The 14,367-nt window shown below is 73.2% G+C and carries 14 protein-coding genes; 12 read left to right on the top strand and 2 right to left on the bottom strand.

Annotated elements, in window-relative coordinates; all coding sequences use genetic code 11:
* The first annotated feature begins 46 nt into the window (after positions 1 to 46).
* From HEP85_RS41680 to HEP85_RS41665, 4 genes are all read left to right on the top strand, one after another.
* Positions 47 to 1,627 (top strand): phage tail sheath subtilisin-like domain-containing protein, encoded by a 1,581-nt coding sequence (locus HEP85_RS41680; protein ID WP_168532533.1) that lies wholly within the window; start codon positions 47 to 49, stop codon positions 1,625 to 1,627.
* A gap of 93 nt (positions 1,628 to 1,720) precedes the next feature.
* Complete coding sequence (locus tag HEP85_RS41675) at positions 1,721 to 2,164, top strand: phage tail protein (RefSeq protein ID WP_153286958.1); 444 nt, start codon at positions 1,721 to 1,723, stop codon at positions 2,162 to 2,164.
* On the top strand, positions 2,164 to 2,661 hold the full coding sequence (locus HEP85_RS41670) for a hypothetical protein (protein ID WP_329294092.1): 498 nt from the start codon (positions 2,164 to 2,166) through the stop codon (positions 2,659 to 2,661). Before HEP85_RS41675 ends, HEP85_RS41670 begins: the two co-directional genes overlap by 1 nt.
* Positions 2,658 to 2,816, top strand: a complete 159-nt coding sequence (locus tag HEP85_RS41665) for a DUF6760 family protein (RefSeq protein WP_168532531.1) — start codon at positions 2,658 to 2,660, stop codon at positions 2,814 to 2,816. The genes HEP85_RS41670 and HEP85_RS41665 overlap by 4 nt, the downstream gene beginning before the upstream one ends.
* Here the strand turns inward: HEP85_RS41665 and HEP85_RS41660 are convergent.
* Both HEP85_RS41660 and HEP85_RS41655 read right to left on the bottom strand, forming a co-directional pair.
* Entirely contained in the window at positions 2,765 to 3,880 is a 1,116-nt protein-coding gene (locus tag HEP85_RS41660) for a hypothetical protein (protein ID WP_369658066.1), read from the bottom strand. The genes HEP85_RS41665 and HEP85_RS41660 overlap by 52 nt on opposite strands.
* 1,847 nt (positions 3,881 to 5,727) lie before the next feature.
* A complete protein-coding gene (locus HEP85_RS41655; protein ID WP_369658065.1) occupies positions 5,728 to 6,072 on the bottom strand; it encodes a hypothetical protein in 345 nt (114 codons plus the stop codon).
* A gap of 250 nt (positions 6,073 to 6,322) precedes the next feature.
* Between HEP85_RS41655 and HEP85_RS41650 the strand changes: the two genes are divergently transcribed.
* The 8 genes from HEP85_RS41650 (at position 6,323) to HEP85_RS41615 (ending at position 14,278) form a co-directional block, all read left to right on the top strand.
* Entirely contained in the window at positions 6,323 to 6,502 is a 180-nt protein-coding gene (locus tag HEP85_RS41650; RefSeq protein ID WP_168532527.1) for a hypothetical protein, read from the top strand.
* 44 nt (positions 6,503 to 6,546) lie between these two features.
* On the top strand, positions 6,547 to 6,972 hold the full coding sequence (locus HEP85_RS41645) for a phage tail protein (RefSeq protein ID WP_168532525.1): 426 nt from the start codon (positions 6,547 to 6,549) through the stop codon (positions 6,970 to 6,972).
* Between the two features lie 61 nt (positions 6,973 to 7,033).
* Positions 7,034 to 7,771 (top strand): LysM peptidoglycan-binding domain-containing protein, encoded by a 738-nt coding sequence (locus tag HEP85_RS41640; RefSeq protein WP_168532523.1) that lies wholly within the window; start codon positions 7,034 to 7,036, stop codon positions 7,769 to 7,771.
* A complete protein-coding gene (locus tag HEP85_RS41635) occupies positions 7,771 to 9,678 on the top strand; it encodes a VgrG-related protein (protein WP_168532521.1) in 1,908 nt (635 codons plus the stop codon). Before HEP85_RS41640 ends, HEP85_RS41635 begins: the two co-directional genes overlap by 1 nt.
* 40 nt (positions 9,679 to 9,718) lie before the next feature.
* Positions 9,719 to 10,159, top strand: coding sequence for a GPW/gp25 family protein (locus HEP85_RS41630; RefSeq protein ID WP_168532519.1), 441 nt, complete (start codon positions 9,719 to 9,721; stop codon positions 10,157 to 10,159).
* Positions 10,159 to 12,117, top strand: coding sequence for a putative baseplate assembly protein (locus HEP85_RS41625; protein WP_369658064.1), 1,959 nt, complete (start codon positions 10,159 to 10,161; stop codon positions 12,115 to 12,117). Before HEP85_RS41630 ends, HEP85_RS41625 begins: the two co-directional genes overlap by 1 nt.
* Positions 12,114 to 12,671: a phage tail protein gene (locus tag HEP85_RS41620; RefSeq protein ID WP_266707400.1), complete on the top strand. Its 558-nt coding sequence runs from the start codon at positions 12,114 to 12,116 to the stop codon at positions 12,669 to 12,671. Before HEP85_RS41625 ends, HEP85_RS41620 begins: the two co-directional genes overlap by 4 nt.
* The gene (locus HEP85_RS41615) at positions 12,668 to 14,278 is read left to right on the top strand and encodes a zinc ribbon domain-containing protein (RefSeq protein WP_369658063.1); all 1,611 of its coding nucleotides are present in this window, start codon (positions 12,668 to 12,670) and stop codon (positions 14,276 to 14,278) included. Before HEP85_RS41620 ends, HEP85_RS41615 begins: the two co-directional genes overlap by 4 nt.
* The last annotated feature ends 89 nt before the right edge of the window (positions 14,279 to 14,367 follow it).

The raw sequence follows: 14,367 nt of genomic DNA, 5'->3' as shown, positions 1-14,367 counted from the left end.
GTGAGGGTGAATGACGTCCCATCTCGTACCCCGAGGAGAGCAGAGCATGCCGTCCTACCTGTCGCCGGGCGTCTACGTCGAGGAGGTGGCCAGCGGCTCTCGTCCGATCGAGGGTGTGGGCACCTCGGTGGCGGCCTTCGTGGGGCTCGCCCCGTCGGGGCCGCTCAACGAGCCGACGCTGGTGACCAACTGGACGCAGTACGTGGCGGCCTTCGGTGAGTTCACCGACGGGTACTACCTCGCGCACTCCGTCTACGGTTTCTTCAACAACGGTGGCTCCGCCGCGTATGTCGTCCGGGTCGGCGGGACACCCGGTGGCGTGAACGGCGACGCGACGGCTCCGGCCGCGGTGACGGGATCGGCGGCGCAGGCCGCGCTGCCGCCCGGCGAGCCGAAGCAGCTCGGCACCTTCACGGTCAGCGCCGTCGCGGGCGGTTCGCTCAGCGTCGAGGTCGCCGACCCCGAGGGCGAGGGCCCCGCCGAGCGGTTCAGGCTGATCGTCAAGGACGGCGAGAAGGCCGTCGAGACCTTCGACGTGACCGCCAAGAAGGGCGGCCGCAACTACGTGGTCACACAGGTGAAGGAGCGCTCCAAGCTCATCACCGTGCAGGAGGCCGCTCCCGCCGCACAGCTGGTCCGGCCCGACAACCAGACGGTGGCGCTCGCCGCGCCCTCGCCCTCGGCGCCTGTCGTCCCGGCCGCGGAGCGCGAGGGTCACATCGGCCCCGCGCAGTACCTCGGCGACTCGGCCGACCGCACCGGCTTCGGCGGCCTGGAGGCCGTGGACGAGGTCTCGATGGTCGCCGTGCCCGACCTGATGGCCGCCTACCAGCGCGGCGCGATCGACCTGGAGGCCGTCAAGGCCGTCCAGCTCGGCCTGATCGCGCACTGCGAGCTGATGGGCGACCGGGTCGCGGTCATCGACCCGCCGCCGGGCCTCAACGCCCGCCAGATCCGCGTCTGGCGTCAGGAGACGGCCGGCTACGACTCCAAGTACGCCGCCCTCTACTACCCCTGGATCAAGGCCTTCGACCCGGCGACCGGCCAGACCAGGATGATCCCGCCGAGCGGTCACGTCGCCGGCATCTGGGCCCGCAACGACTCCGAGCGCGGCGTGCACAAGGCTCCCGCCAACGAGGTCGTACGCGGGGCGGTGGACCTGGAGCTGCAGATCACCCGCGGTGAGCAGGACCTGCTCAACCCCATCGGCGTCAACTGCATCCGCGCCTTCCCCGGCCGCGGCATCCGCGTCTGGGGCGCCCGCACCATGTCCTCCGACCCGGCCTGGCGCTACCTCAACATCCGCCGGTACTTCAACTACCTGGAGGAGTCGATCCTGATCGGCACCCAGTGGGTGGTGTTCGAGCCGAACGACCACGCGCTGTGGGCCCGGATCCGGCGCAACGTGTCCGCCTTCCTGGTCAACGAGTGGCGCAGCGGCGCCCTCTTCGGCTCACGGCCCGAGGAGGCGTACTACGTCAAGTGCGACGAGGAGACCAACACGCCGGAGTCGGTCGACCTCGGCCGGGTCATCTGCGAGATCGGCATCGCACCCGTCAAGCCCGCCGAGTTCGTGATCTTCCGGCTGGCCCAGTTCTCCAGCGGGAACGGCGAGTTGGAGGAGTAGTTCGCGCACCGGCGGTCCGCACCGACGTGACCCGCCCGGCGGTCGCCCGCCGCTTCCCGTACGTACCAGAACCCTCAGAAGGACAGAGAACAGATGAGTCTCCAGCCGGGTGACGCCCTCACATCGCACAATTTCGGCCTGCAGATCGACGGAGTCATGGTCGAGTACCTCGCTGAGGTCAGCGGCCTCAGCATCGAGCAGGACGTCATCGAGTACCAGCAGGTCTCCTCCCAGGGCATCCCCGTCACCAAGAAGCTGCCGGGGGTGAAGAAGGCCGGGACCTGCACGGTGGTGCGCGGTATGACCCAGTCGGCCGCCTTCAACCAGTGGATCACCGAGTCGGTCGCCGGTCAGATGAGCACCGCCCGCAAGAACGCCACCATCATGGTGATGGACTATCAGAACAACCCGGTCAAGCGGTACAACATGCGCAACGCCTGGTGCAGCAAGATCGACACCAGCACCGTCAAGGCCGGCGAGGCCGCCGCGCTCACCGAGACCGTCACGATCACCTTCGAAGAACTGGTCATCGAGTAATGCGCCGTACGGCTCCCAGGACGGCCGCGGCCGCGGCCGTCGCGGAACCGGCTCCGGAGGCGGAAGCCTGGGCGGGCCCGGAGCAGACCGCTGCTCCGGCCCCGGCCCCGGCCGCGACACCCCAACCCCTGCGCACCGAGTTCGAGTTCGAGCTGCCGCGCGGGTACGTCGACGACTCCGGCACCGTGCACCGCCTCGGCGTGATGCGGCTCGCCACCGCGCGGGACGAACTGATCCCGCTCCGGGACATGCGTGTCCAGGAGAACCCGGCGTACCTGTCCGTCGTACTCCTCGGCCGGGTGATCACCCGGCTCGGCACGCTGCCCCTGGTGCACGACGGGGTGGTGGAGAACATGTTCGCCTCCGACCTCGCGTTCCTGCAGGACTTCTACCGCCAGGTCAACGCCGAGGGCCACACCCGTGCCGCCGTCACCTGCCCGCACTGCGAGGAGCCGTTCGAGGTCGAACTCGGCGGGAGCCGCCTGGGGGAATCGTGACGTACGCGACCGACCGCATCCACGAGGAGATCGCGTACATCGCCTACCACTTCCACTGGAGCCTGGAGACCATCCTGGACCTCGAACACCGCGACCGGCGCCGCTACACGGAACAGATCGCGGCACTCGTCCACCGCGGCACCGGGGAGAGGTGACGCGGCATGGGCATCTTTGATCGCCTACGGGGTGGCGGACGGGACCGGGGCGCGGGCAGCGCGGCCTTCACCGGGTCGGCCGGCGTCCCGGTGTCGGACGACGACAGCACGGCTCCGGGGACGGGCAGCAGGGTGTCTCCGAGCGCGGGATCCGGGGCGGGCGACACCGGCGAGGGAGGCGGGGCCCGCGCGGTGCGGCCCGCCGCCTGGCCCTCGCTGCCACCCATCCAGCGCGCCACCGCCGGCCGCGGCTCCGTCGCCGACTCCGGGTTCGGCGGCCGGCTGACGACCTGGCAGAACCCGTCCTTCACCGGCACGCTCTCCCACGCCGTGCTGGACGGCGCGCCCGGCGGCCTGGTGCGAGGCGTGCTCGCCACTCCGGCGCTGCCCGCCTCCGGTCTCGAACTCCCCTCGCTCTCCTTGCCGGTGGCGACACCCGCGGAGACGGCCGACCGTACGGGCGCGCCGTCCGCGCGGCACGCGAGCCTCCCGGTCGTGGCGACCGGGCCGACGGGCCCGAGGGTGGCCGCCGTACCACCCGCGGCCACCCGGCCTCCGGCGCCGACCGGGCTCACCAGGGCGCCGGCCGGGCCCGCGGTACAGCGGCGGGCGCTGCCGGTGGTGACACCGTCCGTACCACGACGTACGGCGAACGGCCCCTCGGTGACACCGGCTTCGCCGGCCGCGGGCGGGGTCCATTCCGGCTCAGTCTCCCCGTACGCCTCCTCCCCGGCCACACCCTCAACGGACGGGCCAAGCACGGCTCCCCCGGCCGCCGGCCCGATGCCCACGTCCACCGGCCCGGCCGTCATCCCCGCCGGGCCGGGTCCCGCGGTCCCAGGTCCCGTGGACTCGGCGCCGGGCGGGTCCCCGGCGGACGCGGGGCGGTCCGCCCCGTCCGTATCCGTCCCACGGTCCTCGTCCGGCGTCGCCACCACGGGGCCCGTCCTGCCGGTCCAGCGTCGTACGTCCGGTGGCACAGGGCGTACGGTGCCCGGCGCGTCGGCGGCCGGCACCTCGGCCGCGGTGTCCGCCGCGCCGAAGCCGTCGGCCGACGTCCCCACCGCGGGAAAGCCGCGGCGGCGCTCCGCCCTGGGCGCGCCCCTGTCCTCCCCGGCATCGAATGCGGCACCGCCCGTGCGGCTCGACTCGCCCGCAGCGGGGCCGGATTCGGGGCAGTCCGCGCCGGTACGCGGCACGGGAACCCCGGCGGGGCAACCGGGGGCACCCGGCGGCGCAGCCGCGTCCGGCACCGCGTCCGCCGGGGCCGGTTCCGGGCTCTCGGGTGGTGGCCTTCCGGTGCAACGCGCCGTCTCCTCCGGTGCCCCGGCCCCGGCCGCTTCCCGCACCCCGAATGCGGACAGTGACCGGCAGCGTGTTCCCGGGCGGGACGGCTCCGAGCCGTCCTCCACCCCGGCGGTGCCGTCGCGTCCGCCGGTACGTGCGCTCACCCCCGCACGCGCGTTGACCTCGGCCCTGCCCGCCGTGCCCCCGGCCACCGCGGTCCAGCGCCGGACCGCCCCCGCGGCCGTACCCCTGCGTCGCACCACGGCCGCCGACGGACTTCCGGGGGCGGCGGTTCAGGGGCGGCCCGTCCGCCCCGCGCCGCGAACGCTCCTGGGGCGCCGCGCCGGGGCCGCGAGACGGCGTCACCGGGGCCGCGCCGCTGCCCGGTGGTGCCGTGACCGCGACGGCTCCGGCCGTCCAGCGCTCCCCGGCGACCGGGGCGGCCGCACCCGGCGGCGGTCCGGTGCTCCGGCGTCCCAGGACTTCGGGGTCGCTGCCTTCGACGGCCGGTCCCGGGCTGCCCGGTGGTGCCGGGGCCGCGGCCCCGCGGGCGGTGCCCGAACGAGGGCCGGCGGGGGGCACGGGTCCGGCCGCGCGCGTCGGCCCACTGCCGCCCACGGCCGCTCACGCGGCGGGCTCGGCGGGCCCCGGCGCTCCTGTCGTCCAACGGCTCACCACGCTGACCCCCGCGGCGGATCGGTCGCCCGTCAGCGATCCTTCGGCGCAGGCCGGGTACGGCGTCCGGAATTCCCATGACCTCCCCCGCCCCCGGTGCGACGCTCCCCGGCTCGCTTACCACGGGCACCGCTCCCTCGCTCGCCCGGCCGCCCGGTCTCGCGGCGGCCGTACCGTCCCGGCGGTCCCGCCTCGCCCGTCGGTCGCGCGTCCACGCCCGGTGCCGGAGCATCGGCGGTAAGCTCGCCGACGGTCGGCGCTCCCGCCGTCCAGCGGCTTGCCGCGCCCGCCCCGGCGTCCGGCCCCGCGTCGCGCGCCTCGTCGTCGCCACGGCCCACCGCCGCGCGCACGACGGCGTCCCCGGCCTCCGGCGCACCCACGTCACTCGTTCCGGGCGCCCCCGCGCCCGGCGCCCCTCTCCCGCGGCGGGTCCTCCCGGCGCGGGCCGTACGCTCCCCGGAGCGGCGGTAAGCCCGCGTCCTACCGGCGCTCCTCCCACCCCGGCCGGTTCCGGCGGTTCAGACGCGCCTGCCGTACAGCGGTCGGTCGACGGCCCGCCCGCGCCCGGTGGTGGTCCGGCGCCGCGAGGTCAGCAGGCCCCGTCCTACCTGCCCTCGGGCGCGGACCCACGGCCGGGCACGGCTCCTTCCGCGTCGGCCGGACCGTCCTCCACCCGTCAGCCCGGAGCCTCGGTACCCGCGCCTTCGGTGGCGGCGCCGCAGCACACCGCTCCCCGTCCCGGTTCCGGCGCCCGTCCGCACGGCACGCCCGTACAGCGGCTCGGCCTGGGTACCCCCGTCGTACAGCGACTCGCCGCGGCGCCCGAGGCGTCCGGTGGCGTGCTGTCGCTCCCGCTCTCCGGAACCCCCCACGGCGCTCCGGCGCGAGCGACCGGCACGCCAGGTCCGACGCCGACCTCCGACACAACCACCTCCGCTCCCGGAGCAGTTCAGCGCTCGACGGCCCGGATCTCGCCACCGCACGCTCCGGTCGGCGGCGGCCTCCCCGTGGCCGCTCCCGGTCCGGCGGGCCGAAGCGACAGCCCCGTCGTGCAGCGCCTCACCGCGCCGGGCAGGCCCGCGCCCTCGCCGGCCGTCGGACACCCCACGCCGGTGGTGCGGTACGCCTCGGCCGACCCGTCCACGCGGTTGGCGGCAACGGCACGGCACCACCACGACGGCACCTCACCGCTCCGCCCGGCCACGAGCCCGAACGGCCCGCTCGGCGGCACGAGTTCACCGGGGGCGGGCGGCTCGGCCGCTCCGGCGCGTCCGGCGAACTCCGGGCACCGCACGGGCGCAGCGCCCCGAACGGCCGTACCCCTCACCGCGGTTCCGCCCGTCCCGCCCCTCGCCCTCCCGGTGCAGCGCGCCTCGGTGGCTCCGCCCGCGCCACCCGCCCCGAAGCCGGGCACGCCTCCCGTGACTCCGCATGTCCAGCGGGTCGTCAATCCGACGTCACCGCCGCCGCCACCCCCTCCGACCGCTCCTCCGCCCGCGTACTCCGCGAGCGAACCCCCGTCCTCGTCCTCGGGGAACCGGGGCGTGGAGAACGAGCAGGCCCCGCCCGCGTACACCCCCGTCGACTTCAACCCCCGGGCCCTGACCCCGGGTCAGATCGACGAGCTGACGCACAAGCTGGCCGGACCGATCACCCGCCTGCTGCGGACCGAACTCCGCCTCGAACGCGAGCGGATCGGCAAGCTGCGCGATCCCCGCCGCTGATCTCCCCCACCCCGCACGTCCGTTCCGAGAAAGGCCCACCCCCGATGCCCACCGATCTCGACCCGGGATCCACCATCTTCTTCACCCTGACGATCGACGGCGAGAGCCTCGGCTACTTCAACGGGTGTGAAGGACTCTCGTCGCAGGTGGAGATCGAGCAGCGCCAGGAGGGCGGCAACAACGGGTTCGTGTGGCAGCTTCCGTCCCGCGTGACCTTCTCCAACATCCGCCTGACCCGCCCGCTCACCCCGGACACCTCCAAGGTCGCCGCCTGGATCTCGTCGGTGACGACGGGCGTCGAACGGCCCACCGCGCAGATCGCGGCGCTGCGCGCGGACGGTTCGGAGGTGGCCCGCTGGGGCCTGATCGACGTGCTGCCGGTGAGCTGGCAGGGGCCGTCCCTGAACCCCGCCAGTCCGGGCGTGGCCACGGAGGTCCTGGAGATCACCCACCACGGTTTCACCGACTAGGGACGGACCGGAACAGGTCAGGGAACTCGGGGACTTCAGGGACTAGGGAACGGCGAAGAAATTGGCAGGCAAGGCAGGAAAGGGCAGCAAGGGTGGTGCGGGCAAGAGTCTCGTGCGTGCCACGCTGGCCATCCACGAGCCGCCCATCGGCCACAGCACGACACCGGGCGCGTTGATCAAGACGTTCAACTTCGACTTCAACCCCACGACGCTCTCCCTGACCCGCCGCGCCCGGTGGAAGACCACCCCGACCGCGGCCGTGCGCGACGGTTCCCTCCCGGAGTTCATGGGTCCCGAGCCGCGTGAACTGACCGTCGAGATCTTCCTCGACTCCTCCGACGACCCGACCAGCAACACGGTGCTGAAGAAGGTCGAGGCCCTGTTCTCCTGCTGCGAGGTGACGACGAAGAGCATCGCCGCCAAGCAGCCGTCCACGCCGTGGGTGGTCTTCCAGTGGGGATCGTTCTCGACCGCGCGTTTCACCGCGTACGTCGGCTCCGTGGAGGCCAGTTACTCGCTCTTCGGCACGACGGGCGTGCCGATCCGTGCCAGCTGCCAGGTGCACCTGCACGAGATCCCCAGCAAGACCAAGGGCCAGAACCCGACGTCGGGCGCGCTCACGGCGCAGCGCGTGCACCGGGTCGTGGCGGGCGACTCGCTGCAGTCACTGGCCTGGCGGGAGTACGGGAACGCGGCAGCCTGGCGTGCGATCGCCGAGGTCAACGGCATCGACGACCCGTCCCGGCTGTCGAACGGCACGGAACTCGTGCTTCCGGCCGCCGAGGAGGTGGGGCTCTGATGGTGCAGGCCTCGTACTCCAGTGTCGTCCACGTCACGGTGGGCGGCAGCCCGCTCCCGGACAAGATCGCCTCCGATCTGGTCGCCTGCTGGGTCGACCTCGGGGCCGGGGTGCCGGGCGCGTTCCGGCTCACCTTCCGCGACCCGGACCGGCTGGTGCTCGGTGACCTCGGTGTCCAGTGCGGCACCGAGGTGGTCCTCGCGCCGGTGGCCGACGGCCAGGGGGCCTCCTCCCCGCTGCTGACCGGCGAGGTCACCGGGATGGAGACCGACTACGACGGCACCGGGACCTTCACCGTCGTACGCGGTTACGACCTCGGCCACCGTCTGATGCGCCAGCGCAGGGTGGCCGCCTACCGCAATCAGACGGCCTCCGACATCGTCCGCAAACTGGTCGCCATGAACGGCATCCCGGTCGGTGCCAAGGTCAGGTCCACCCGGACCGTGTACGAGTTCATCAGCCAGGCCAACGTCACCGACTGGGACTTCCTGGCCCGGCTCGCCGACGAGAACGAGATGGTGATGTCGCTGGACTCCCAGGGGAGGTTCCAGTTCGTCAAGCCCGACCCGGCGTCCGGAGCACCCTCGACGAGCACACCCGGCGAGAAGAGTCCCTTCGTGCTCCAGGGCGGCGTGGACGTGCTGCGCTGCAGGGCCGCGGTGACCTCCGCCGACCAGGTCGCCAAGACCGAGGCCCGCGGCTGGGACGTCGGGACCAAGAAGAAGCTGACCGCGACCGCGCCCGCCACGGCCAATGCCGGGTTCGCCATCGGCGTCACGCCGAAGGACACGGCGAAGAAGTTCAAGCCCGCCAAACTCGTCGAGACCGACACACCCTACGACCGGCAGCCCGAGGTCAAGTTCGCCGCCGAGGCCCTGGCCGACGACGTGACCTCGTCCTTCGCCGAGCTGGAGGTCGTGGTCTGGGGCAACCCCAAGCTGCGCCCCGGCGTCCCGATCGCGCTCACCGACGTGGGCAAGCCTTTCGAGGGGCAGTACACGGTCACCTCCGTACGGCACGAGTTCGGCAACGACGAGCCCTACCGGACCTGGGTGACCGTCAGCGGCCGGCAGTGGCGCTCCCTGTACGGCCTGACCTCCGGAGGCGGTACGGCCACCACGCCGAAGCTGCCGAGCGTTGCCAACGCCCTGGTGACAAACGTCCAGGACCCCCTCAAACAGGGCCGGGTCAAGCTGCAGTTCCCCTGGCTGGACGACCTGTACGAGAGCGACTGGACGCGCACCGTGCAACTGGGCGGTAAGGGCGGCGGCGGGGTGTTCCCGTACGACGTCGGTGACGAGGTGCTGGTGGCCTTCGACCGCGGCGCCCTGGATCACCCGTTCGTCGTCGGCGGCCTCTACAACGGCAAGGACAGACCGACCGTCGTCAGCGACGTCCCGCTGCACGACGGGCTCAAGAAGCAGGCGATCCGGCACACCCTGTCCGACCGGAAGGGCAATCGCGTCGACCTGCTCAGCCAGCAGACCGGTGCTCGTAAGCAGGGTGTGCGCATCGCCTCCGGCAACGACAAGCTGACCATCAACCTCGACCGTACGAAGACCGAGATCACGGTGGACAGCAAGGGGTCCGTCACCATCAAGGGCAGCAGGTCGGTGTCGGTGGAGGCGGGCACGGACCTCACCCTGAGCGCGCGCCGGAGTCTGACGATCAAGAGCGGCGGACCGCTCAGCATCGAGGGCCGTGGGCTCGTCAACCTGAAGTCCCTCGGCGGGGCGGTCAACGTCGACGCGGTGGGGGCGCTCAGCCTCAAGGCGGTCGGCGCCGCGACGCTCACGGCGGGCGGCACCGTCCAGGTCAACTCCATCGCGGCCGTCGGCATCCGGGCCGTCACCATCCCCCTCCAGGGCCTGGTGATGGTCAACAACAAGCCCTATCCACTGCCGTGACGGCCGAGAAATTCGTCAGCAACAGGTGGGAGTCCCTCTGATGGCCGAGCAGTTCGTCGGATCCGGCTGGGCGTTCCCCATGCGCATCGGTCCCACCGGAGGCATCGCGCTGGTCAGTGGGGAACGGGAGATCGAGGAGGCCATCCGGCTGGTGCTGGCCACCGCGCCGGGCGAGCGGCCGATGCGCCCCGAGTTCGGCTGCGCCATCCACGACCTGGTGTTCTCCCCGGTCAACGAGGCGACGGCGGGGCGCATCCAGCACGAGGTGTACACCACCCTGGACCGCTGGGAGCCACGGATCGAGGTCAACGACGTCGAGGTGACGGCCGGCGCGGACCAGGGCGTGCTCTTCATCGACGTGCGCTACTCGATCCGTGGCACCAACAACCCCCGAAGTCTGGTCTTTCCGTTCTACGTCATTCCCTCCCACGAGGATCCCGACGCCCCGGGCTCGGGCAACTCCCTTGAAAGCGACCGCTGATGGCACTGCCTTCCCCGAATCTCGACGACCGCCGCTTCCAGCAGTTCGTCGACGACGCCAAGCGCTACATCCAGCAGCGCGCCCCCGAATGGACCGACCACAACGTGTCGGACCCCGGCGTCACCCTCGTGGAGACGGTCGCCCACATGGCCGACCAGATCGTCTACCGGCTCAACCGGGTCCCGGAGAAGAACCATCTGGCCTTCCTGGACCTCGTGGGCATCACACTCTTCCCGCCCTCGGCCGCCCGCACCGACGTCACCTTCTGGCTGTCCGCGCCGCAGGAGGAGCCGATCGTGCTGCCCGTCGGCACCGAGGCCGCGACGCTGCGCACGGAGAGCGAGGAGGCCGTCGTCTTCGCGACCGAGCGTGAACTGACCGTCGTGCCCACCGCGTTGCGTCATCTCGTCGTGCAGCACAGTGGGCTTCCGGTCACCGACCGGACGGCCGACCTCACCGAGGGCAAGGACGTGCTGTGCTTCGCGGAGGCGCCAAGTCCCGGTGACTGCATGCTCTTCGGCCTCACCACGGCCGTACCGCACTGCGCGGTGGCCCTGGAGCTCGACAGCCGGGTCGACGGTGTCGGTGTCGACCCGCGCCAGCCGCCTCTGGTCTGGGAGGCGTGGACCGAGGACGGCTGGACCGCCTGCGAGGTCGACCGCGACGGCACCGGCGGTCTGAACCGGCCCGGTGACGTCGTCCTGCACGTCCCCGGCGGCCACACGCTCTCCCGCACCGGCGGCCAGGAGGCGGGCTGGCTGCGCTGCCGGGTCACCGACCCGCTGCCCGACCAGCCCTTCTACACCACCTCGCCGACCGTCCAGGCCGCGGAGGCGTTCACCCTCGGCGGCACGACCTCGGCGATCCACGCCGAGACGGTCCGGGACGAGGCGCTCGGCGAGTCCACCGGGCTGCCGGGGCAGCGACTGCGGCTCACCCACTTCCCCGTGGTCGGGGACACCCCGCCGGTCCTGCTGCAGACGGCCGAACGTGACGGCTGGACCGACTGGGACGTCGTCCCGCACTTCGCCGCGTCCGGCCCCGACGACCGGCACATCGCCCTGGACGCGGCCACCGGCGAGATCTCCTTCGGGCCCGCCGTCCGCGAACCCGACGGCACACTGCGCCAGTACGGGTCGGTGGCGCCCAAGGGCGCCGTCATCCGCGCCCGCCGCTACCGGACCGGCGGCGGCCGGGCCGGCAATGTGGCCCGCGGTGCCGTCCAGGTGCTGCGCAGCTCGGTGCCGTACGTCGCCGAGGTCGTCAACCGGGAGGCGGCGCGCGGTGGCGTCGAAGGCGAGACCGTCGCCGAGGCGAAGACCCGGGCGCCGATCACTCTGCGCGCCCAGGAGCGGGCCGTGACCCTGCGCGACTACGAGGAACTAGCCCGGCGCGCCGCGCCCGAGACCGCCCGTATCACCTGCCTGGAGGGCGACGAGGGCGAGCACGGCGCCTACGCGGTCCGTGTCCTGGTCGTCCCGCAGGCGGTGCCGGACCCCGGCGGACGGCTGCGCTTCGAGCAACTCGTACCGGGTGACGCCCTGTTGCAGCGCATCACCCGCTATCTCGACGAGCGGCGGCTGATCGGCACCCGGCTCGCGGTCGGCCCGCCCTTCTACCAGGGCGTCACCGTGGTGGCCACCGTGCACGCCTTCCGCGGGGTCGACACCGACCGGGTCCGCCGCCAGGCGCACGACGCGCTCTACCGCCACCTCGACCCGCTCACCGGCGGCGCGAACGGCACCGGCTGGCCCTTCGGCCGCCCCGTGCAGTCGGGCGAGGTGTTCGCGGTGCTGCAGCGCGTCCCCGGCGTCGAACTCGTCGACGCCGTGCAGCTCCACCCCGCCGACCCGCTGACGGGCAAGCGCGGCGACCCGACCGACCGGATCGATCTCGAAGCCCCTTCCCTGGTCTTCTCGTTCGACCACCGTGTGCGCGTCATCGGCGACGGTTCATGAGGGGCTCCATCGACGGCCTGGAGTCCTCGGCGCCGATCGGCGCGATGCTCCCCGCGGTCTTCGCCGACGACGACCTCGCGCTGCGTTTCGTCGCGGGCCTCGACGAGGTCGTGGCGCCGATCCTGCTCGCCCTCGACTGTCTGCACAGCTACTTCGACCCGGCGCTCGCGCCGGCCGACTTCGCCCGCTGGCTCGGCACCTGGGTCGGCGCAGAGATCGACGGCTCGGAGCCGGACGCCCGGCTGCGCGCGGCCGTCGCCGCCGCCGCGTATCTGCACCGGGTACGCGGCACCCGTCGCGGTCTGGCCGAGGCGGTGCGGCTCGCCTTCGGCGCCGAACCCGAGATCACCGAGAGCGGCGCCGCCGCCTGGGATCCCCGCCCGCTCGGCCCGGTCCCCGGCGACCGCCGTCCCCGGCTGCACGTCACCCTGCGGCTGCCCGATCCGACGCCGGCGGACGAGTACCGGCTGGAGAGCCTCGTGGCGGCCGCCCGCCCCGCCCACATGCCCTACACGGTCCAGGTGACCGCCGCCGAAAGGATCCCCGAGAGATGACCACCCAGACCCCAGGCACCGAACCCGGGCGTGCCCCCGCCTGTGCCGAATGCGGCACTCGGGCGGAGCCCGGTCAGTCCTTCTGCGACGCCTGCGGCGCGGTGCTCGACTGGGCCGGGAGTCCGGCCGCGACGGCCGCCAGGGCGAGCGGTTCCCGGGCGGGGGCGGCGGAGACCCGGCGCCCCGGCGCCGTGGCCACCGACGAGGCGCCACCGGCCGCCGGCGCCCGGGGCGGACGGCCCACGGCCGCCGTCACGTCCGGAGCCCCCGGGACGGCGGTAAGCGGCGCCGGGTCCGCCGAGGGCGAGCCGGGGTGGGACGCGTTCCCCGTGCCGGGCGCCGGTACGGGGACGGCGCGTACGGCCCATGACATGGACGCCGGAACCGGTGCGCGACAGACGGGCACGGGCGGCCCGGACGCCGTGGGCGCGGACAAGGCCACCGCAAACGCCAACGCGAGCAACAGCAACAGCAACAGCAACAGCAACAGCAACAGCGCGAACGTGGACCACAGCGACGCGGTCTCGGACGTGGCGGTCGATGCGCGGGCCGCGGCGAGCCCCGTCCACGGCGGCCCGGGAGGTACCGGCGACGACGTCCCGCGCGCCCACCCGAGCCTTCCCGACGCCTCCCCCACGGCCGTGGCAGGTCACGACGACACCGCGGACACCGAGCCGCTGCCGTCCTCCGCCCCCGAGGTCTCCCGGGACTCCGCGGCCGAGCGGGCCAGGTCGCTGCTGGTACCGGTGGCGGATCCGGAAGAGCGGCCCGCGGCGCCTTCGGTGGCGCCCGTGCTGCCGGGACTCCCCGTGGCGAACCGCCCACAGGTCCGTGCCCCGGGTGGCGAGCCGGGCGCGGAAGGGGGCCTGCCCTGCCCCTGGTGTGCCACTCCCAACCGTCCGGACCGGCACTTCTGCGGCCGATGCGCGCTGCCCATGGCCGGCGAACGGCAGACCCCGGAGCGGCTGCCCTGGTGGCGGCGGCTGCTCAACTCCCGCAACGGGCAGACGCCGTGGGCCGGCGACCGGCCCCGCCTGCGCCGCGGCTTCGGACGCGTCATGAACTGGGTGGTCGGCGCGGTCGTGCTCACTCTGTTGGTGGTCGCCGCGATGAACACCGGTACGGCGGTGCAGGCCGTGAAGGACCACTTCGCCAAGCGGGCCCCGATCGGCCCCGACAGCTACAAGGCGTCCCGTTCCTTCCCCGGTCACGGCGCCGGGCTCGCCTTCGACAAGCTGAACAACACCTGGTGGGGACCGGGCGTCTCGCAGTCCGGGGACGGCGAGTGGCTGGAGGCCCGCTTCGCACAGCCGACCAGGCTGCTGGACCTGGTCATCACTCCGGGCGTCTCCACCCACGCGGACCAGATCTCCCAATCGGCGCTGCCGCACCGCATCGAGGCTCGCGTCACCACCGCGAACGGCAGGACCACCACTCGCTTCCTCACCCTCGACCAGGGCGCGGGCGGCCAGAGCCGTAAGTTCCGCGCGGGTGACGTCACCGCGGTCCGCTTCATCATCCGCTCGGCCTACGGCGCCGCCGCTTCCAAGCAGGTCTCCATCGCGGAGATCGAGTTCTTCGGCCCGTCGAGCTCCAACGGCTCCTAGGCGCACCCCGAAAGGGTCCAGCCAATCGCGTACGAGGGGGACGGTCCCCGGCATTCAGGCCGGGGACCGTCCCCCTGAACGTGCCACTC

Origin of the sequence: Streptomyces sp. RPA4-2 (assembly GCF_012273515.2) — a bacterium.
GTDB lineage: Bacteria > Actinomycetota > Actinomycetes > Streptomycetales > Streptomycetaceae > Streptomyces > Streptomyces kaempferi.
This window is presented reverse-complemented; position numbering and strand designations above follow the sequence as displayed.

What these genes read in the sequence shown, in the direction of transcription:
- HEP85_RS41645 (WP_168532525.1), top strand. Translation starts at nt 6,547, where the DNA reads ATGCCCACCGATCTCGACCCGGGATCCACCATCTTCTTCACCCTGACG.
- HEP85_RS41630 (WP_168532519.1), top strand. Translation starts at nt 9,719, where the DNA reads ATGGCCGAGCAGTTCGTCGGATCCGGCTGGGCGTTCCCCATGCGCATC.
- HEP85_RS41635 (WP_168532521.1), top strand. Translation starts at nt 7,771, where the DNA reads ATGGTGCAGGCCTCGTACTCCAGTGTCGTCCACGTCACGGTGGGCGGC.
- HEP85_RS41615 (WP_369658063.1), top strand. Translation starts at nt 12,668, where the DNA reads ATGACCACCCAGACCCCAGGCACCGAACCCGGGCGTGCCCCCGCCTGT.
- HEP85_RS41620 (WP_266707400.1), top strand. Translation starts at nt 12,114, where the DNA reads ATGAGGGGCTCCATCGACGGCCTGGAGTCCTCGGCGCCGATCGGCGCG.
- HEP85_RS41680 (WP_168532533.1), top strand. Translation starts at nt 47, where the DNA reads ATGCCGTCCTACCTGTCGCCGGGCGTCTACGTCGAGGAGGTGGCCAGC.
- HEP85_RS41675 (WP_153286958.1), top strand. Translation starts at nt 1,721, where the DNA reads ATGAGTCTCCAGCCGGGTGACGCCCTCACATCGCACAATTTCGGCCTG.
- HEP85_RS41625 (WP_369658064.1), top strand. Translation starts at nt 10,159, where the DNA reads ATGGCACTGCCTTCCCCGAATCTCGACGACCGCCGCTTCCAGCAGTTC.
- HEP85_RS41670 (WP_329294092.1), top strand. Translation starts at nt 2,164, where the DNA reads ATGCGCCGTACGGCTCCCAGGACGGCCGCGGCCGCGGCCGTCGCGGAA.